Origin of the sequence: Streptomyces sp. NPDC044984, assembly GCF_040646935.1 — a bacterium.
Classification (GTDB): domain Bacteria; phylum Actinomycetota; class Actinomycetes; order Streptomycetales; family Streptomycetaceae; genus Streptomyces.
Map to the genome: position 1 here is coordinate 1 of NZ_JBEZBE010000019.1, position 18,196 is coordinate 18,196.

Here is an 18,196-nt window from a genome sequence, read left to right on the forward strand (position 1 = left end):
ACGTTGATGATGGCCGCCGGCGCGTCGACGACCTTGAAGTAGACGACCGCGTCGACCCGTACGGTCACGTTGTCCCGGGTGATGCCCTCCTGGGCGGGGACCGGCATCGTGACGATCTGGAGGTTCACCTTGTGCAGCCGGTCCACGACGGGGACGACGAGGGTGAAGCCGGGCGGGCGCGCGGTGCCGTGCAGGCGGCCGAGGCGGAGGACGACGCCGCGCTCGTACTGCTTGACGACCCGGGCCGCCGCGAGGAGGTAGGCGGCTGCGGCCGCGGCGGTGCCGGCGGCTGCGGTGAGCAGTTCCTCGACCATGGTGACCTCCCGGTGCAGAGGCCCGCTGTGCTTTCGTCCGCTGCTGCAACGATATGCCCGGTGTTCGGTGCGGGGCCATGCCGGGTGGGCGGTGGGGCGGGAAGGGGCGGCGGAGCCGTATGCCGACACGGCCCCGCGCCCCTGGGAAGCGCCCCTAAGGTGTCGCGACCGGTGTCTCCGTGAGTTTCACCGGGGCCGTGCCCGGTGTGCTGTGGCGTTCGGACCAGTTCTTCAGGGCCGTGTGACAGGCGTGGTCCAGGTGGTGGAGGCCGGTGAGGTCCAGTTCGACGGGACGGTCCTGGGGGAGGGACTCCAGGGTGTCCAGGATCTTCGGCAGGCGCAGGAAGGTCGCGTTGCCCGACAGGTACACCTGGAGGGGGCCCGCGCCCTTGTCGATGACCTCCAGCTTCGCCTGCGAGGCCGCCCAGGCCGTCTTGGCGACCGACAGGGCCATACCGATCAGCACGCCCTCGAACATGTTGACCACGACGATCGACACGGCGGTGACCACCAGGATCAGCGCCTCGCCCCGGTGGCCCCGCCAGAGCGCGGCCACGGCTCGGAACGGGATCAGCTTCCAGCCGGCGTGGACCAGGATGCCGGCCAGCGCGGGCAGCGGGATCAGCGCCAGCGCGGACGGCAGCAGCGCGGCGAACAGCAGCAGCCACACGCCGTGCAGCACCCGGGACGCCTTGGTCCTGGCGCCCGAGTGGACGTTGGCCGAGCTGCGCACGATGACCGCGGTCATCGGCAGCGCGCCGAGGACCCCGCAGACCGTGTTGCCCGCGCCCTGCGCCATCAGCTCCTTGTTGTACTGGGTGCGCGGACCGTCGTGCAGCCGGTCCACCGCGGCGGCGCTGAACAGGCTCTCGGCGGAGGCGATCAGGGTGAAGGCGACGATCGTGCCGAGGATGCCGATCTCCAGCCCGCCGAAGACGTCCGCGCCGGGCGGCTGGACGGCGTCGAGCAGGCCCTGCACCTCGACCGTCGCGACGGGCACGCCGAACGCGAGGGTGACCGCCGTCGCCAGCAGGACCGCCGCCAGCGCGCCCGGTACGGCGCCGGCGGGGCCCGGCATCCGGCGCCACAGCACCATCACGGCGACGGTGCCCGCGCCGACCGCGAGCGAGGCGAGCGCCTCGGTGCTGCCGAGCGCGTCCGCGGCGGCCCCCGGCAGCCCGAGGATCTTGTCGACGCCGGAGGCGGGCGCCTGCAGCCCGGCAGCCGCGTAGAGCTGGCCCGCGATGAGCACGAGACCGATGCCGGCCAGCATGCCCTCGACCACCGAGAGGGATATCGCGCGGAACCAGCGGCCGAGCCGCAGCGCGCCCATGGCCAGCTGGAGCAGCCCGGTGGCCAGCACGATCACGCCGAGCGCGGGCAGTCCGTAGGTGTCGACGGCCTCGAAGACCAGCACGGTCAGCCCGGCGGCCGGACCGGACACCTGAAGGCTGCTGCCCGGCAGCATTCCGGTGACCAGTCCGCCCACGATGCCGGTGACCAGGCCGAGTTCGGCCGGGACACCGGAGGCGACGGCGACGCCCACGCACAGCGGGAGCGCGACGAGGAACACGACGAGTGAGGCGGCGAAGTCCTGCCGCAGGTGGGGGAACCTGGACACGGCCGTGCTCACAGCGCCTCGAAGGCGTCGGTGTCCGCGCGGTGTTCGCGTACGGCTCCGGTGTGCACCTCGTAGTACCAGCCGCGCAGCCGGAGCCGGCCCGAGGCCAGCCGCTGCTCGACGCACGGGTACGAGCGCAGCCGCAGCAGCTGGGCCAGGACGTGGTGCTGGACCGCCTCCGCGCAGGCCGGGTCCGTCGCGTCGGCCGACGCCGGCTCGTCGGCGGCGTGCGCCAGCCAGTCGCGCACGGCGGGCACGGCGTCCAGGTCGTCGCCGCGCACCAGCGCGCCGATGGCCCCGCAGTGGGAGTGGCCACAGACCACGATGTCCGTCACGCCGAGGACCTCCACCGCGTACTCGACGGTGGCCGCCTCGGCGGTGGGGCGCCCGGGGGCGTAGGGCGGGACGATGTTGCCCGCGGTGCGCAGCTCGAAGAGCTCGCCGGGCCGGGCGCCCGTGATCAGGGCCGGTACGACCCTGGAGTCGGAGCAGGTGATGAACAGGACGTCGGGGGATTGCCCCTCGGCGAGGCGGGCGAACTCCTCAGGGCGCTGTCCGAACGTGCGGGCGTTGTCGATGAGGGGCTGCATCTGGTGATTCCTCCTGGCGCGCGTGGGGGCGCGTCGGACGGGCATGACAAAGGTCGGACTCCGCTGACCCGTGGCCCTTGCCTCACGAAATGTATACGCGGGTGTGAAGGGTGAAGGAAATGCGAAGAAGTGAAGCGCGGGTAAAGCAACAGCGAGGGCCGGGGTGGGGCCGCGGTCGCCGGACCTCGGGACATGCGTGTTTCGCAAGGCGGTTCGCACCTCTTCCGCACACCAAGGCTTGGTCAACGGTTGGTCAAGAAACACATTAACCCTGCAAAGTCGTTTGCAGGGTTAACTCAATGTTTCGTGGCGGAGAGAGCCTGAAAAGAAAGGGTGGATTGGCGCGAATGCGTCCCTGATCGGCGACGGTTCGATCAGGTGTCCGACGTGCGGTTCAGCGGGACTCGGTGAGCCGTCCCGCGTCGCGGGCCAGCGCGGTGAGCCGGGAGATCGCCCGGAAGTACTTCTTGCGGTAGCCGCCCTCGAGCATCTCCTCGCTGAACAGCCGGTCGAACGGCAGCCCCGAGGCGAGTACGGGCACCTCACGGTCGTAGAGCCGGTCCGCGAGGACGACGAGCCGGAGCGCGGTCGACTGGTCCGGCACCGGACGCACCCCGGTGAGGCACACCGCGCGGAGCCCGTCGGTCAGGGCGCCGTAGCGGCTGGGGTGGACCCGCGCGAGATGGTCCAGCAGATCGGGGAAGGCGTCGAGCGAGGCGCCCTCGGTGGCGTGCGCGGTCCGCGTCACCAGTTCGTCGGAGTACGGCGCCGGCGCCTCGGGCAGACCCCGGTGGCGGTAGTCCTCGCCGTCGATGCGCAGGGCGCGGAAGTGGGCCGACAGGCCCTGGATCTCGCGCAGGAAGTCGGCGGCGGCGAACCGGCCCTCGCCGAGCTTGCCCGGCAGCGTGTTCGAGGTGGCGGCGAGCGCGACACCGGCCTCGACCAGCTTGCCCAGCAGGGTGGAGACGAGAACGGTGTCGCCCGGGTCGTCCAGCTCGAACTCGTCGATGCACAGCAGGCGGTGCCCGGAGAGGGTCTTCACGGTCTGCTGGAAGCCGAGGGCGCCGACCAGGTTGGTCAGCTCCACGAAGGTGCCGAACGCCTTGCGGGAGGGCTCGGCGGGGGTGGCGTGCCACAGGGAGGCCAGCAGGTGGGTCTTGCCGACGCCGTAGCCGCCGTCGAGGTAGACGCCGCGCGGCCCGGCCGGGGCCTTCTTCGGTGCCCTGCCGAAGCCGAACAGCCGGCGCCGGCCCGGGTCGCCGGCCGCCGCCCCGTCGAGACCGGCCGCGAAGCCCTCGAGGACGCGCACGGCCTCGGTCTGGCTCGGCTGGTTCGGGTCCGGTATGTAGCTGGCGAAGCGGACCGAGTCGAACCGCGGCGGCGGCACCATCTCGGCTACGAGCCGGTCCGCGGGCACGTGCGGCTCACGGGCGCACAGGGACAGCGGAGCCACGTCGGCTGCCGGACCGGGACGGGAGGCGGGGGAGGAGGACGACACGGTCCCCCATGCTACGGGCCGTGGAACACTGCTCGGCATGCGACGCCTGTTCCCCGTGACCGACGTGACCGACGAAACCGCAGCTCCCGGCGGGGAGGAGGGCCGTGAGTGGAGCCTCGCCGAGCTGGCCGCCGCGTACGCCTACCCCGAGCCGGGGCCCGGCGGCCGGGAGCCGTGGCTGCGGGCCAACATGGTGTCCACCCTCGACGGGGCCGCCCAGCACGACGGCCGCTCGCAGCCCATCTCCTGCCCGGCCGACATGCGGATCTTCGGCACGCTGCGGGCGCTCGCCGACGTCGTGGTCGTCGGCGCGCAGACGGTACGGCAGGAGGGCTACCGTCCGGCACGCGCGCGTGCGGAGTTCGCGGCCGCGCGGGAGGCGGCCGGGCAGGGGCCCGCGCCCGTGATCGCGGTGGTGACGGCCGGCCTGGACCTGGACTTCTCGCTGCCGCTGTTCACCTCCCCCCTGGTGCCCACGCTGCTGCTGACCGGCGCCGGGGCCGCCCCGGACCGCGTGGCCGCCGCCGAACGGGCGGGCGCCCGGGTGATCACCGCCGGGGAGGGGGGAGCGGTGGACCCCGCGCGGGCGGTGCGGACCCTCGCGGACCTCGGACACACCCGGCTGCTGACCGAGGGCGGGCCGCGACTGCTGGGCCAGCTGGTGGCGGCCGGGGTGCTGGACGAGCTCTGCCTGACCGTCTCGCCGATGCTCACCGCCGGTGACGCACAGCGCATCGCCGGCGGACCTTCCGTAACATTTCCACGGCGTTTCGCGCTGAAGTCGATGCTGGAGGAGGACGGTTTCCTGTTCACGCGCTACCAGCGGTCCTGAACGTCCGCGTCCGCGGGAACGCCCGGTGAGGGCCGCTTGTCCGGTGATCGGCGGAACACATCCGTCCGGCCGGTGCGGGAAGGGGCGACACTGAATCCGGCAGTACCCGTGTGCACACGGGGCAGAAGGGTTTCCGCGGGGCCTGGGCCGGCCCACGGAGCAGAGAGGGGCCCTAGGGTCCTCCGAGGAGAAGGGGCGCCTGGTGTTCACAAGCGTACTGATGATCGAGAAGGCCCTGACGTCCGCCGACGTGGAGTTCGTCACCACCTTGCACGGCGACGAGCCGGTCTCCTTCCACGTGCTGCTCCAGCCGCGCGGCGAACAGGCCGACCGGCTGCTGAGAGCGATCGACGACGTCGCGCTCGGCGAGCTCGACGAGGCCGTCCGCGAGGGCGAGACCCCCGAGGGCGAAGAGGCCAGGAGCATGGGGGAGCGGGCCCTGGCGGTCTCCCTGCAGGCCCTGCGCGCGACCGGCGACACGGCGGACGGCCGCCTCATCGGGGACCACCCCCTGGACGCGCTGAAGGCCATGGTGGAGGAGGTCGGGGCGGACGAGGTGATCGTCCTGACCGACCCGCACTACGTGGAGGAGTTCTTCCACCGGGACTGGGCCTCCCGGGCCCGGCACAAGGTCGGGGTGCCGGTGCTGAAACTCTTCTCGCACAGCAAGGCATAGGCTGGGGCGGCGCTCTCCCGGCTCTCCCGCGAGAGCGCGAAGACCGCCGTCCCGCTCGTCGCACCACTGGGAGAACACGCATGGCACCCGGCCTTCCTACCGCCATGGACCGACCGCACTTCATCGGCATCGGCGGCGCCGGGATGTCGGGCATCGCCAAGATCCTCGCCCAGCGCGGCGCGAAGGTGGCCGGCAGCGACGCCAAGGACTCCCCGACCGCCGACGCCCTGCGCGCGCTGGGCGCCACCGTGCACATCGGCCACGCCGCCGGGCACCTCGCCGACGACGCCAGCTGCGTGGTCGTCTCCTCCGCGATCCGCGAGGACAACCCCGAGCTGGTCCGGGCGGCCGAGCTGGGCGTCCCGGTGGTGCACCGCTCCGACGCCCTCGCCGCCCTGATGGACGGACTGCGGCCGATCGCGGTGGCCGGCACCCACGGCAAGACCACCACCACCTCCATGCTGGCCGTCTCCCTCACCGAGCTGGGACGGAAGCCGTCGTACGCGATCGGCGGCGACCTGGACGCCCCCGGCTCCAACGCGCTGCACGGCGCGGGCGAGATCTTCGTCGCCGAGGCGGACGAATCGGACCGCAGCTTCCACAAGTACGCGCCCGAGGTCGCGATCATCCTCAACGTGGAGCTGGACCACCACGCCAACTACGCCTCCATGGAGGAGATCCACCAGTCCTTCGAGACGTTCGTCGGCCGGATCGTGCCCGGCGGCACCCTGGTGATCTCCGCGGACCACGAGGGCGCCCGCGAGCTGACCCGCCGGCTGGACGGCTCGGTGCGGACCGTGACGTACGGCGAGTCGGCGGACGCCGACGTGCGGGTGCTGTCGGTCGTCCCGCAGGGGCTGAAGAGCGAGGTGACCGTCGAGTTCGACGGCGCCCCGCTCACCTTCACCGTGTCCGTCCCCGGCCGGCACTACGCGCACAACGCGGTGGCCGCGCTCGCCGCGGGCGCGGCGCTCGGCATCCCGGCCGCCGAGCTGGCCCCGGCGCTGGCCGCGTACACCGGCGTGAAGCGGCGCCTCCAGCTCACGGGCGAGGCCGCCGGCGTGCAGGTCATCGACTCCTACGCGCACCACCCGACCGAGATGACCGCCGACCTGGAGGCGATGCGCGCCGCCGCCGGGGACGCCCGCATCCTCGTCGTCTTCCAGCCCCACCTGTTCTCCCGCACCCGCGAGCTGGGCGAGGAGATGGGCCAGTCCCTGTCCCTCGCCGACGCCTCGGTGGTGCTGGACATCTACCCGGCCCGCGAGGACCCGATCCCCGGCGTCACCAGCGAGCTGATCATCGACGCCGCCCGGACCGCCGGCGCGGACGTCGCCGCCGTCCACGACAAGGCGGAGATCCCCGAGGTGATCGCGGGAATGGCGAAGCCCGGTGATCTCGTTCTCACCATGGGAGCGGGCGACGTCACCGACCTCGGCCCGCGCATCCTGGACCGTCTGTCGAAGTAAGGGGCTGGAAGCTCATGCCGTACGACGTGGAGAAGCCGGACGAGCAGTGGCGCGCGGAACTGTCCCCGTCCGAGTACGCCGTTCTGCGCCAGGCGGCCACGGAACCCGCCTTCACCGGCGAGTACACCGACACCAGGACCACGGGCGTCTACTCCTGCCGCGCCTGCGGCGCCGAGCTGTTCACCTCGACCACCAAGTTCGAGTCGCACTGCGGCTGGCCGTCCTTCTACGACCCGAAGGACACCGACGCCGTGGAACTGGTCGAGGACCGGTCGCACGGCATGGTGCGCACCGAGGTGCGGTGTGCGCGGTGCGGTTCGCACCTCGGGCACGTGTTCGAGGGTGAGGGGTATCCGACGCCCACGGACCAGCGGTACTGCATCAACAGCATCTCGCTGAGGCTGCAGCCCGCCGAGAGCTGATCCGTACCCGCCCTGCCGCCCACCGGCCGGTGGGCGGCAGGGCGGTCGGGGAGCAGCACGAGGACGGTCCGGCCGGCCGGGCGCGCCGCGGCCTCGTCGGGACAGGGGGACGACGTCCGCGGACGGGGGCATCGGCTCCTTACGGAACGCGGACGTCGGCGGCCCGGCCACACCGCTCGCGCGCGCGGGGTGCGAGGCTGGCCGCATGGAGCAGCGACCACCGAACGCCGAGGCCGGAGCCCGGGTCCTCGTCGTCGACGACGACCCCACCGTCGCCGAGATCGTCACGGGCTACCTCGACCGCGCCGGATACGTCGTCGACCGGGCCGGGGACGGCCCCGACGCGCTCGCCCGCGCGGCGGCCCACTGGCCGGACCTCGTCGTCCTCGACCTCATGCTGCCCGGCATGGACGGTCTGGAGGTGTGCCGCAGGATGCGCGGGCAGGGGCCCGTGCCGGTCATCATGCTCACCGCGCGCGGCGACGAGGACGACCGCATCCTCGGTCTGGAGGTCGGCGCCGACGACTACGTCACCAAGCCCTTCAGCCCGCGCGAACTCGTCCTGCGCGTCGAGTCCGTACTGCGCCGCACCCGCCCCGCGCCGGCCGCCGCGTCCGGCCTGCTGCGGGCGGCCGGTCTCGCCGTCGACCCCGCCGCCCGCCGGGCCACCAAGAACGGCACCGGACTCGCCCTCACCATCCGCGAGTTCGACCTGCTCGCCTTCTTCCTGCGGCACCCCGGGCGGGCCTTCTCGCGGGAGGAGCTGATGCGGGAGGTGTGGGGCTGGGACTTCGGCGACCTGTCCACCGTCACCGTCCACGTGCGGCGGCTGCGCGGCAAGGTGGAGGACGATCCGGCGCGGCCCCGGATCGTCCAGACCGTGTGGGGCGTCGGCTACCGCTTCGACCCCGCCGCCGGCTCCGGGGAGGAGTGAGCGTGCGGGACATGCTGCTCATCGCCCTGTTCGCCTTCCTCGGCGCCGCCGCGGCCGGAGCGCTCGGCGCGTGCGTGCTGCTGCTGATCCGGCGCCGGTCGCTCATCGCGCACCTCGCGGTGGTCGCCGGGGTCGCGGTGGCGGCGATGCTCGCGGGCACCCTCGCCGTCGCCCAGGCCATGTTCCTGTCGGCGCACGACCTGAGCGTGGTGACGACGGTCGTCGCCATGGCCGCCGTGGTCTCCACGGTCACCGCGCTGCTGCTGGGCCGCTGGGTCGTCGCCCGCAGCCGCGAACTGGCGCTCGCCGCCCGCTCCTTCGGCGACGGCGGGGACTTCGCCGCGCCCGAGCGCCCGTCCACCGCCGAACTCGCCGCGCTCAGCCGCGAACTGGAGGCGACCAGCGTCAAACTCGCCGAGTCCCGGAACCGCGAACGCGCCCTGGAGTCCTCCCGCCGCGAACTCGTCGCCTGGATCTCCCACGACCTGCGCACCCCGCTCGCCGGACTGCGCGCGATGGCCGAGGCGCTGGAGGACGGGGTCGCCGCCGAACCCGACCGCTACCTCAGACAGATCCGCACCGAGGTGGAGCGGCTCAACGACATGGTCGGCGACCTCTTCGAACTCTCCCGCATCCACGCCGGCACGCTGCCCCTCTCGCTCTCCCGGATCTCCCTGTACGACCTGATCGGCGACGCCCTCGCCGGCGCGGACCCGCTCGCCCGCGAGCACGGCGTACGGCTCGTCGGGGACCGGGTGGAGCCGGTGCCGGTGGAGGTGGACGGGCGGGAGATGAGCCGCGTACTGGGCAATCTGCTGGTCAACGCGATCCGCCGGACCCCGGCCGACGGCACGGTCGCCGTCTCCGCGCGGCGCTCGGACGAGGGCGTGGTGCTGTCCGTGACGGACGGCTGCGGCGGCATCCCCGAGGAGGACCTGCCCCGCGTCTTCGACACCGGCTGGCGCGGCACCCACGCCCGGACCCCGCCGGGCGGCGCGGGACTCGGCCTCGCCATCGTCCGCGGCATCGTCGAGGCCCACCGCGGCAGCGCCGCCGTCCGCAACGTCACGGGCGGCTGCCGCTTCGAGGTGACGCTCCCGGCAACGGACGGCTGACCCACCCCACCCCGCGGGGCCCCGGCGGGCACGTCACCGGTCCGTCGGACGCGCCCCGCCGGGTGACCTGCCCGGCGGGGCGCTAAGGGGTTCAGTGCTCGCAGAGGGAGAACTCCCGCTCGTAGAGCTGCTCGTTGTGTTCGTCGACGAAGAACTTGCGTTCCCGCATGAGCTGTTCGCGGTAGTCCCTGGCCTGTTCGAGCGTCATGGTCGAGGTCTCGGACCATGGTTGCTGCGGTGGCACATCGGACGTCGAGACGATCCTTTCCGACGGGTCGACCAGGAAGAACGCGAGGATCTTGCGATGTCCCGGGCGGGTGGGGTCGGCGAGGCGGAACGAACCGACGCGGTGTTGCAGGACGTTCGGGAACGCCAGGCAGCGGCCCGTCGGGGTCGACGTCGATCCCAGCACCTGGTTCAGCGCGTCCTCGTCCTCCAGGCCGTAGACCTCACGCAGGCCGTCGTCGTCGTTCTGCTCGTACTCCGGGTCGTCGAGTGCCGCCCGGAAGCTCAGCCGGCTCTCGGTGATGTTCTCGCTGTCCCAGTAGTAGATGCCGGTCGAGACGATCCGCTCGTTCAGCATCCCCTCGACGTGCCAGGAACCGCCGGGGTACTCGGGCTTGTCCGGGGTGAGGTGAATGGTGGCGAGTTTGACGATGACCTGGAGACGGCGGCCGCGCAGGTCGACCCGGGCGGATGCGTCGGGCGGCTCGGGCGGAGTGAAGACCGGGGCATCCGGAACGACCGGGCGACGGTTCTCCCACCAGTCGTCCGAGGCCTTCTCCCATTCGCGGACGGCTTCCGCGTGGGCCGCGGCGTCACTGAAGAAGGACTTGTCCGGATACACCGGCTTCGAGTCGTACCAGCGGTAAGGATCGACGTCGATCCGCAGCGGCCTCGGACAGCGCAGGTCGGTGAGCACGTTCTCCCACAGCGGGCGGAAGCGCGCGAACAACTCCGGCAGCACGGCGGCCAGTTCGCGATGCCGCTCGGGGTGGAGGTTGTTGACGTACGACCGGAAGACGACATCGCCGTCCTCACTGACGTCGACGTCCGTGGGCAGCCACTGGAACCTCTCCGAGAACTCGTGCTTCGAGTAGCTGTCCGTCGGGTTGCGCCAGGTTTCCTCGGGCGCCCCGCTCGCCTCCCTCACCAGGCAGAACAGTGAGGGATGGACCAGATCCAGCACCTGGCCGTCGGAGCCGGGATGCCAGTCCCGCTCCGCTTCGGGGACCTCCTCCAGGACCCGGACCGCCTCGCGCAGTCGGGCCTTGAGCTCGTCGTCGACCAGTGTGTCCGACTGCCACACCCCGTCGACGGCGGACACCTCGGCGCCGGTTCGCCCGTCCCGCAGCGCGGCGTAGTGCCGGAGTTCGTCGAGCACGTAACGCACCTGCGCCTCGGTGAGGCCCTGGGCGACCGCTTCCCGCGTCCACCTGGCGACGATGTCGGCATCGTTCATCTTGTCGAACCACCCGGGCTTCGCCCGGATGAGCGCGCTGCACTGCATCATCTGGAGTTCCCGCAGCGTTCGGGGGGTCGCGAACGGCATGGAACGGGCAGCGTGAAAAGGCAGCGGGAAAGCAGACAGGCCAGACAATTCTCTTGGTCCCCCCGGTCGGTGTGCGGTGGCGGGAAGGATACTTCAGCGGACTGACACCGCAGCCCGCTCGTGGCGGCACAGGGTGGCGGCGCCCCGGTCGGTCGCCGACTCGTCCGCCCCGGGACCGCGCGATCGAGCGCAACAGTGGCTGATTCGAATGGATTTGGCCGAGAGGCTTCGTCCCTGGTTTGTGACGCCCGTCACCCGGCGCGACTTCGCGGGGTGGATCTCCGCCCCTCCCGGGAGGTCGACGTCGCAGCTCAGATGAGGTGCCCGACCTCGTTTCATGATCACTGTAGGTGACTGTTGAAATTCGGATGGTCATATTTGGGGTCGCGTGTATGCGTGTTCTAGGCGCCGGCCCGGTTGAGTGATCCTCACCGGCGCACGCCGGGCACCCGAATCACCCTCAACGAAGAGGATCCATGCACGAAGACGCCTTCCGGGCCGACGACGGCTCCGGTTCCTCCACGCAGGCGCCGCTTCCCCTGCCGCTGGACTTCGAGGCGCACTACGTGATGAACCAGGAGGCTTGGCACTCCTACGCGCTGTACCGGCTCCGCACCAACGACGCCGCGGAGCGCGCGGTCCACCGTGCCTTCCTGGAAGTTCTCCGAATCTGGGACGAGTTGCTCGCCGAGGCCAACCTCCCGCAGCAGACCTGGAGCATCCTGCGGCGCGTCGTCGGCGACGAGGCGCTGGCCGCGGCGCGCGACGAGATCACCGCCATGGAGAGCGGGATCGGCCTCTACGCGGCGCTGCTGAACCTGCCGCAGCGGCAGCTCGACGTGATCATCCTGCGGTACGTCCTGCACTACAGCAGCCAGAAGACCAGCTGGTACCTCGGCATCACCGTGAGCACCGTGGACTACCACCTCCGCGAGGCCCGCAAGCGCCTCGCCCCCGTCCACCACAACCACCGCGGGACGACACCGACGAAGGAGAAGGAGACAGACCAGTGACACCTCCCGTGTGGAGCAAGCGCCTGGCCGAAGCGGAGGCGACGTGGACCAGGCGCCTGGCCGAGACCGACCCGTTCGTCCGGGAGGAGCGGCGCCCCTTCGACGCCGCCGAGGGGCTGCGCCGCCTGGCCGCGGACGCCGGGTACACCCGGCCCGCGCCGTCCCGGCCCGCCGGTACCCGCGCCCGCCACCAGCTCGACCTCATCTCCCGCTGGACCGTCACCGAGGCCGGCGCCGCCGACCACGTCGAAGAACTGGCCGCGCTCATCGGCGACGACGGCGACGGCGAGCCCACGCCCGACGACTTCACCGAGTGGCTGCCCGTCGACGTCCATGGCATCCACGTCTTCGCCTGCATCCTCCACCTCGTCGACCACCCCGAGAGCGCCGTCTTCTGGTGGCAGATCGCGGCCGGAGCCGAACACACCGGCGCCGCCTACTGCCTCCACCTGCGCCACGTCAGCCAGGGCGAGATCCGGGAAGCCGCCTTCTGGAAGCGGCAGATGAGCGTCATGCGCGACGGCACCGCACAACAGTGGTTCGACGGGCCACCGAACGACTACACCCGCGACCTGGTCGGCGCAGTGGACGCCTTCACCACCTACTGCGCCCGCCACCGTGAACCCACGCCGATCCCCACCCGCCACCTGCGCAAGCGCTACCAGGCGCTCGCCGAACGCCACGGCGAGGACGGGCTGGTCTGCCGGCCCGACAGCCGGCTGCCCGACCGCATCCACGAACTGTCCGCCCCGCACTGACCCCACACGGGGAAAGCCCGGCGGGGACGAGGGTTTCCGGGCCGCCCGCCCCATCGGACCCAAGGACAGCACCCACTCGAGAGAGCGCCGCCATGAACGAGCCCCACCGCACCACCCCCACCGCGCAGGGCCCCGGCCGCTTCGACCGGTCGTCCGCCTGGATCCGCCGCCGCCGCGACGCCGTCGTCTCCAGCGCCCTGCGCGGCGCCGCCTACGGCTCCGGCGCCGGAGCCGTAGGCCTCGTCTTCTGGTGGCTCCGCCAGAAGATCTGAGCCGAGGATCCGAGCCGAGGATCCGGGCCGTCACCAGCCCCGCACACGCCCCGGACGCACCGGCGGCACGCGCCGCCCGCGGCGGCCGGGGCCCGTCAGGCGCCGCCGTCCAGCGGCAGCCGTACGGTGAAGACCGTCGCCCCCGGTTCGCTGCTCAGCTCGATGTCGCCGCCGTGCGCCCGCACCAGGGACCGGGCGACCGCGAGGCCCAGCCCGCTGCCGCCGCGGTCCCGGCTGCGGGCCTTGTCGACCCGGTAGAAGCGGTCGAACACCCGCTCCCGGTCCTCCGCCGGGACACCGGGACCCGCGTCGGCGACCCGCACCAGCGCCGAGCCGGCGGCGACGGAGACCGCCACGGACACCTGGGTGCCGGCCGGGGTGTGCACGGCCGCGTTGGTGAGCAGGTTGTCCAGGACCTGCCGTACGCGCTGCGGATCGAGCCGGAGCCTCAGCGGCCCGGAGCCCGCCGTCACCGTCAGCGGATGGCCCGGGTGGCTCGCCCGGAACGCGTCGGCGGCCTGCTGGACCAGCTCCGCCAGGTCCGTGTCCGCCGTCCGCAGCGGCGCCTCCACCTCCGCCGCGTCCAGCCGGGCGAGCAGCAGCAGATCGTCCAGGAGCACGCCCATCCGGGCGGCCTCCGCGCGCAGCCGGGCCAGGTGCCGCTCCCGTTCGGCGGGTTCGTTGGCGGCGGCGTACTGGAACAGGTCCGCGTAGCCGCGCACCGACATCAGCGGGGTGCGCAGTTCGTGCGAGGCGTCCGCGACGAACCGGCGCAGCCGCAGCTCCGCCTCCGCGCGCACCGCGAGGGAGTCGTCGATGTGCTCCAGCATCGTGTTGAACGCGGTGCGCAGCTCCGCCACCTCCAGACCGCCGTCCCGGCCGTCCGCGCGCAGCGGCAGCCGCGCCGCCGACTCGCTCAGGTCGTGCGAGGCGATGCCGTGCGCGGTGTGCGCCATGTCGCTCAGCGGCTTCAGCCCGCGCCGCAGCATCCGCCGCCCGAACACCACCAGGGCCAGCAGCGCGAGCGCGAACACCACGACCTGCACCGTGATCAGCTGCCCGACGGTCTCCTCGATGTCCTCCACGGGCGCGGCGCTCACCAGCACCACCCCCGGTTCGACCTCGCAGCCGCGCAGCCGGTAGGTGCCCTCCCCCCTGATCCGCGCGGTGCGCGTCAGGTCCGTGTCGGAGTGCGCCATCGCCCGCGCGAGGTCGGCCAGGGCGCGGGTGTCCTCGGGCACGTCGGAGGGCCTGCGCAGGCTGACCGCGTCGCCGGAGACGTCGTACACCGCCGTGTACCAGCCGTAGTACGGCTTCCGCTTGACCGTGCCGTGCGCCGCCGCGTCCTTGGCCTGCACGGTCTGGATCAGCTTCAGCTGGTCGCCCAGCTGCCGTTCCAGATAGTCGTGCATGTACGTGGTGAGCGCGGTGCCGACGACCGCGAACACCGCCAGTGACAGCACCCCGAGGCCCAGTGCCAGCCGGGTGCCCAGCCGCATCCGCCGGTACGTGTCCCGCGGCCGCCGGAGGCACGCCCTCACTCGGCGGCCTGCCGGATCACGTACCCGAAGCCCCGCACCGTCTGGATCAGCGGCGCACCGGTGTCGTCCAGCTTGCGCCGCAGCCGGCTCACCACCAGCTCCACCACGTTGGAGCGGCCCCCGAAACCGTACTCCCACACGTGGTCCAGGATCTGCGCCTTGGTCAGCACGGTCGGCGACCGGCGCATCAGATAGCGCAGCACCTCGTACTCGGTCGGCGTCAGCGACAGCAGCCGCTCACCGCGCCGCACCTCACGGGTGTCCTCGTCCATCGTCAGGTCCGCCACCCGCAGCACCGACCGCTGGAACCCCGGCCCCGCGCTGCGCCGCAGCACGGTGCGCAGCCGCGCCATCAGCTCCTCCACGGCGAACGGCTTGACCAGGTAGTCGTCCCCGCCCCGGGTCAGCCCCGCCACCCGGTCGGCGACCCCGTCCCGGGCGGTGAGGAACACCACCGGCACCATCGTCCCGGAACGCCGCAGCCGGTCCAGGACGCCGAAGCCGTCGACGTCCGGCAGCATCAGGTCCAGCACCACGATGTCCGGGCGGAACTCGGCGGCGCGGCGCAGCGCCTCCGCACCCGAGTTGGCGGTGACCGCCTCCCAGCCCTCGTAGCGGGCGACCGTCGCCACCAGGTCGGCTATCGGCGGGTCGTCGTCCACGACGAGGAGTCGTACTTTTTCCACCCGCCCATACTGCGGCACAACGCCCGCGGCACCAGAGGCGGTGCGCCTCCGCGTCCTGATCGATAAAAACTTGAAAGTTGACCGACAGGGAATCGACAGCGCCTGTGACCAAGCTCGGAGACCCAGGACCCGATCAAGGAGTTTCCGGCGTGACAGCTGTCCAATCGCCTCCCGCACCCCCCACCGCGAGGCGACGCCCCGAAGCGGTGGCGCGCACCGGCCTGTACGGCCTGCTCGCCGCGAACGCGGCGGTGGTGGCGGTCTTCTTCGTCCAGGCGGGTTTCGGCGCGAACGCCCTCGTCGTCCTCGGCCGCCTCACCGGCCTGTACGCCGCCCTGCTGATGGCGTTCCAGCTGCTGCTGGTGGCCCGGCTGCCCTGGCTGGACCGCCGGATCGGCATGGACCGGCTGACCCTGTGGCACCGCTGGGTCGGCTTCGGACTGCTGTGGACGCTCCTCGGCCACGCGGTCTTCATCACCTTCGGCTACGCCGAGATGTCCTCCATGGACCCGGTGAACCAGCTCGTCGACCTCGCCGAGACCGTCGAGGGCGTGCTGCGCGCGGTCGTCGCACTGGTGCTGATCCTCGTCGTCGGCGCGGTCTCCGCCCGCCGCGCGCGACGCCGCCTCGCCTACGAGACCTGGCACTTCATCCACCTGTACACCTACGTCGCCGTGGTGCTGGCCTTCACCCACCAGGTCGCCGTCGGCTCCACCTTCACCGCCTCGGCCGCCGCCACCGCCTACTGGTACGGGCTGTGGGGCGCCGCCCTCGCCGCGGTGTTCGCCGGCCGGCTGGTCCTTCCGCTGTGGCGGAACCGGCGCCATCGGCTGCGGGTCACCGCCGTCGTCCCGGAGAACGACGACGTGGTGTCCGTCCACGTCACCGGCCGCGATCTGGACCGGCTGCCCGCCCGCGCCGGCCAGTTCTTCCTGTGGCGGTTCCTGACGAAGGACCGCTGGTGGCAGGCGAACCCGTTCTCCCTGTCCGCCGCGCCCGACGGCCGCACCCTGCGGCTCACCGCGAAGGCGGTCGGTGACGGCAGCGCGGCCCTGCGCCACCTGAAGCCCGGCACCCGTGTCTTCGCGGAGGGCCCCTACGGCGCCTTCACCACCCTGCACCGCACCCGTCCGGACGCCCTGCTCATCGCCGGCGGCGTCGGCGTCACCCCGATCCGGGCCCTGCTGGAGGAGTTGCACGGTCACGCCGTCGTCCTCCACCGGGTGAGCACGGAGACCGACGCCGTCCTCCACGACGAACTGCGCGAACTCGCCCGCGCCAAGGGTGCCGAGCTGCACCTGATCACCGGCCCGTCCGTGCCCGACCGGCTGGCCCCCGCGGAGCTGTCCCGCCTCGTGCCCGACCTCACCGACCGGGACGTCTACGTCTGCGGCCCGCCCGGCATGACCACCGCGGTCCTGCGCACCCTGCGCGGGCTGGGCGTACCGAAGCGGCAGATCCACTACGAGCGCTTCAGCCTGGCCGGATGACGAGCACGGGACGAACGAGGAGAAGAACGTGAAGCGAGCACTGCCCGTCCTGGTCCTGACCGTCGCCGGACTGATCCCGGTCTGGCGCCACAGCCCGTCGGCCCCGGAGCCGGCGGTCGCCGAACCCGCGCCCGCCCCCTCGGTGTCCGCCTCCCCGGGCAGTACCGTCCGGGTCGTCGCGGGCCCCACCGTCGACACCGAGAAGGGCCCCGTGCAGGTCGAGGTCACCCTCGACGGCGACCGCATCAGCGCCGTGCGGATGCTCCAGCAGCCGGACCACCCGCAGACCACGGCCGCCGTGCCGACCCTCATCGAGGAGACCCTCGCGGCACAGAGCGCCGACGTCGACACGGTCTCCGGCGCCACCGTCACCAGCGACGGCTACCGGGAGTCCCTGCAGGCCGCCCTCGACGCGCAGGGCTCCTGACGTGCGGCGCGTCGAACACGTCATGGGGTTCCCGGTGTCGCTCCGCGTCGACGACGAAGGGTTCCGGGAATCCGTGGCGGACGGCCTCTTCGCCTGGCTGCGCGAGGTCGACGCCCGCTTCAGCCCGTTCCGTGAGGACAGCGAGGTGTCCCGCCTGGACCGGGGCGAGCCGGCCCCGGACCGGCTGAGCCCCGAACTGACCGAGGTCCTCGCCCTGTGCGAGCGGTACCGGATCTCCACCGGGGGCGCGTTCGACGTACGGCTGCCGGGCCGGCGTCTCGATCCGTGCGCGGTGGTGAAGGGCTGGTCGGTGCAGAAGGGCGCCGATCTGCTGAGGGCGGCGGGAGCGCGGCGGTTCTGCCTGAACGCCGGCGGTGACGTGGTCGCCGCCGGCGGGCCGTGGCGTGTGGGCGTGCGGCACCCGGAACACGCCGACCGGCTGTGCGCCGTCCTGGAGCTCACCGACGGCGCGGTCGCGACCTCCGCGCGCTACGAACGCGGCGACCACATCATCGACGGGCGCACCGGCCGCCCGGCGACCGGCCTGCTGGCCCTGACCATCACCGCCCCCACCCTGACCGAGGCGGACGCGGTCGCCACGGCGGCCTTCGCGCTGGGCGCGGAGGGGATCGCGTGGGCGGCCGCACGCCCCGGCTGCGAGGTGTTCGCGGTGCGGGCGGACCGGCGGGTGGTGCGCTCACCGGGCTTCCCGGCGGCGGGTGCGACGGGGGAGGCGGCGTAGCCGCCCGCCGCGGCGCCGTGGTGCGGTCGAACCGGCGCAGTTCCTGGCCTGGCACGGCCGGGGCGACGAGGCGATCGCGGCCGGGTCAAGGACGCCGTGGCGCTCCTTCAGCAGCGCACGTCCGAGCCGGTCACACCTGTCCGGACGGGCACTTTCTCCACCGAGCCCTCGTTCTGACGCCATCCTCTCCGGGCCACACTCCCCTGACGAACCCTGTGCCGGGACCTGTACGCCACATGATCAG

At 72.5% G+C, this 18,196-nt stretch carries 19 protein-coding genes; 12 read left to right on the forward strand and 7 right to left on the reverse strand.

Annotated elements, in window-relative coordinates; genetic code table 11:
• The 4 genes from AB0A94_RS21115 to zapE all read right to left on the reverse strand — a co-directional run.
• On the reverse strand, positions 1 to 314 hold a 314-nt coding region (locus tag AB0A94_RS21115; RefSeq protein WP_361746386.1), incomplete at its 3' end, for an SPFH domain-containing protein.
• Positions 315 to 468: 154 nt separating this feature from the next.
• Positions 469 to 1,935 carry a SulP family inorganic anion transporter gene (locus tag AB0A94_RS21120; protein ID WP_361746387.1) on the reverse strand — a complete coding sequence of 489 codons (1,467 nt, stop codon included), beginning with the start codon at positions 1,933 to 1,935 and terminating at the stop codon, positions 469 to 471.
• An 8-nt stretch (positions 1,936 to 1,943) separates the two neighbouring features.
• Complete coding sequence (locus AB0A94_RS21125; RefSeq protein WP_361746389.1) at positions 1,944 to 2,525, reverse strand: carbonic anhydrase; 582 nt, start codon at positions 2,523 to 2,525, stop codon at positions 1,944 to 1,946.
• Between the two features lie 394 nt (positions 2,526 to 2,919).
• Positions 2,920 to 4,023, reverse strand: a complete 1,104-nt coding sequence (gene zapE, locus AB0A94_RS21130) for a cell division protein ZapE (RefSeq protein ID WP_361746391.1) — start codon at positions 4,021 to 4,023, stop codon at positions 2,920 to 2,922.
• A 37-nt stretch (positions 4,024 to 4,060) separates the two neighbouring features.
• On the opposite strand from zapE, the gene AB0A94_RS21135 reads away from it, so the two are divergent.
• The 6 genes from AB0A94_RS21135 (at position 4,061) to AB0A94_RS21160 (ending at position 9,471) form a co-directional block, all read left to right on the forward strand.
• Positions 4,061 to 4,855 carry a pyrimidine reductase family protein gene (locus AB0A94_RS21135; RefSeq protein WP_361746393.1) on the forward strand — a complete coding sequence of 265 codons (795 nt, stop codon included), beginning with the start codon at positions 4,061 to 4,063 and terminating at the stop codon, positions 4,853 to 4,855.
• A 202-nt stretch (positions 4,856 to 5,057) separates the two neighbouring features.
• The gene (locus AB0A94_RS21140; protein WP_361746395.1) at positions 5,058 to 5,531 is read left to right on the forward strand and encodes an indole-3-glycerol phosphate synthase; all 474 of its coding nucleotides are present in this window, start codon (positions 5,058 to 5,060) and stop codon (positions 5,529 to 5,531) included.
• Between the two features lie 80 nt (positions 5,532 to 5,611).
• On the forward strand, positions 5,612 to 7,000 hold the full coding sequence (gene murC / locus AB0A94_RS21145) for a UDP-N-acetylmuramate--L-alanine ligase (RefSeq protein WP_361746397.1): 1,389 nt from the start codon (positions 5,612 to 5,614) through the stop codon (positions 6,998 to 7,000).
• 14 nt (positions 7,001 to 7,014) lie between these two features.
• The gene (gene msrB, locus AB0A94_RS21150; protein ID WP_361746399.1) at positions 7,015 to 7,422 is read left to right on the forward strand and encodes a peptide-methionine (R)-S-oxide reductase MsrB; all 408 of its coding nucleotides are present in this window, start codon (positions 7,015 to 7,017) and stop codon (positions 7,420 to 7,422) included.
• Between the two features lie 205 nt (positions 7,423 to 7,627).
• Positions 7,628 to 8,356, forward strand: a complete 729-nt coding sequence (locus AB0A94_RS21155; protein WP_361746401.1) for a response regulator transcription factor — start codon at positions 7,628 to 7,630, stop codon at positions 8,354 to 8,356.
• A gap of 2 nt (positions 8,357 to 8,358) precedes the next feature.
• Positions 8,359 to 9,471, forward strand: coding sequence for a HAMP domain-containing sensor histidine kinase (locus AB0A94_RS21160; RefSeq protein WP_361746403.1), 1,113 nt, complete (start codon positions 8,359 to 8,361; stop codon positions 9,469 to 9,471).
• A gap of 91 nt (positions 9,472 to 9,562) precedes the next feature.
• Here AB0A94_RS21160 and AB0A94_RS21165 read toward each other — a convergent pair whose 3' ends face one another.
• Positions 9,563 to 11,071 carry a DUF4246 domain-containing protein gene (locus tag AB0A94_RS21165; protein WP_361746405.1) on the reverse strand — a complete coding sequence of 503 codons (1,509 nt, stop codon included), beginning with the start codon at positions 11,069 to 11,071 and terminating at the stop codon, positions 9,563 to 9,565.
• Between the two features lie 428 nt (positions 11,072 to 11,499).
• On the opposite strand from AB0A94_RS21165, the gene AB0A94_RS21170 reads away from it, so the two are divergent.
• From AB0A94_RS21170 to AB0A94_RS21180, 3 genes are all read left to right on the forward strand, one after another.
• Positions 11,500 to 12,036 (forward strand): sigma-70 family RNA polymerase sigma factor, encoded by a 537-nt coding sequence (locus AB0A94_RS21170; protein WP_361746407.1) that lies wholly within the window; start codon positions 11,500 to 11,502, stop codon positions 12,034 to 12,036.
• Positions 12,033 to 12,794, forward strand: coding sequence for a hypothetical protein (locus AB0A94_RS21175; protein WP_361746409.1), 762 nt, complete (start codon positions 12,033 to 12,035; stop codon positions 12,792 to 12,794). Before AB0A94_RS21170 ends, AB0A94_RS21175 begins: the two co-directional genes overlap by 4 nt.
• A gap of 92 nt (positions 12,795 to 12,886) precedes the next feature.
• Positions 12,887 to 13,066 carry a hypothetical protein gene (locus AB0A94_RS21180; RefSeq protein WP_361746411.1) on the forward strand — a complete coding sequence of 60 codons (180 nt, stop codon included), beginning with the start codon at positions 12,887 to 12,889 and terminating at the stop codon, positions 13,064 to 13,066.
• A gap of 95 nt (positions 13,067 to 13,161) precedes the next feature.
• Here AB0A94_RS21180 and AB0A94_RS21185 read toward each other — a convergent pair whose 3' ends face one another.
• Positions 13,162 to 14,565, reverse strand: a complete 1,404-nt coding sequence (locus AB0A94_RS21185) for a HAMP domain-containing sensor histidine kinase (RefSeq protein ID WP_361746413.1) — start codon at positions 14,563 to 14,565, stop codon at positions 13,162 to 13,164.
• A 38-nt stretch (positions 14,566 to 14,603) separates the two neighbouring features.
• Positions 14,604 to 15,293 (reverse strand): response regulator transcription factor, encoded by a 690-nt coding sequence (locus tag AB0A94_RS21190; protein ID WP_361746415.1) that lies wholly within the window; start codon positions 15,291 to 15,293, stop codon positions 14,604 to 14,606.
• 149 nt (positions 15,294 to 15,442) lie between these two features.
• On the opposite strand from AB0A94_RS21190, the gene AB0A94_RS21195 reads away from it, so the two are divergent.
• From AB0A94_RS21195 to AB0A94_RS21205, 3 genes are read left to right on the forward strand one after another with little or no spacing between them, the layout of a single operon-like run.
• Positions 15,443 to 16,783 (forward strand): ferredoxin reductase family protein, encoded by a 1,341-nt coding sequence (locus AB0A94_RS21195; RefSeq protein WP_361746417.1) that lies wholly within the window; start codon positions 15,443 to 15,445, stop codon positions 16,781 to 16,783.
• A gap of 28 nt (positions 16,784 to 16,811) precedes the next feature.
• Positions 16,812 to 17,210 (forward strand): FMN-binding protein, encoded by a 399-nt coding sequence (locus AB0A94_RS21200; protein ID WP_361746419.1) that lies wholly within the window; start codon positions 16,812 to 16,814, stop codon positions 17,208 to 17,210.
• A 1-nt stretch (position 17,211) separates the two neighbouring features.
• Positions 17,212 to 17,952 (forward strand): FAD:protein FMN transferase, encoded by a 741-nt coding sequence (locus AB0A94_RS21205; RefSeq protein WP_361746421.1) that lies wholly within the window; start codon positions 17,212 to 17,214, stop codon positions 17,950 to 17,952.
• The last annotated feature ends 244 nt before the right edge of the window (positions 17,953 to 18,196 follow it).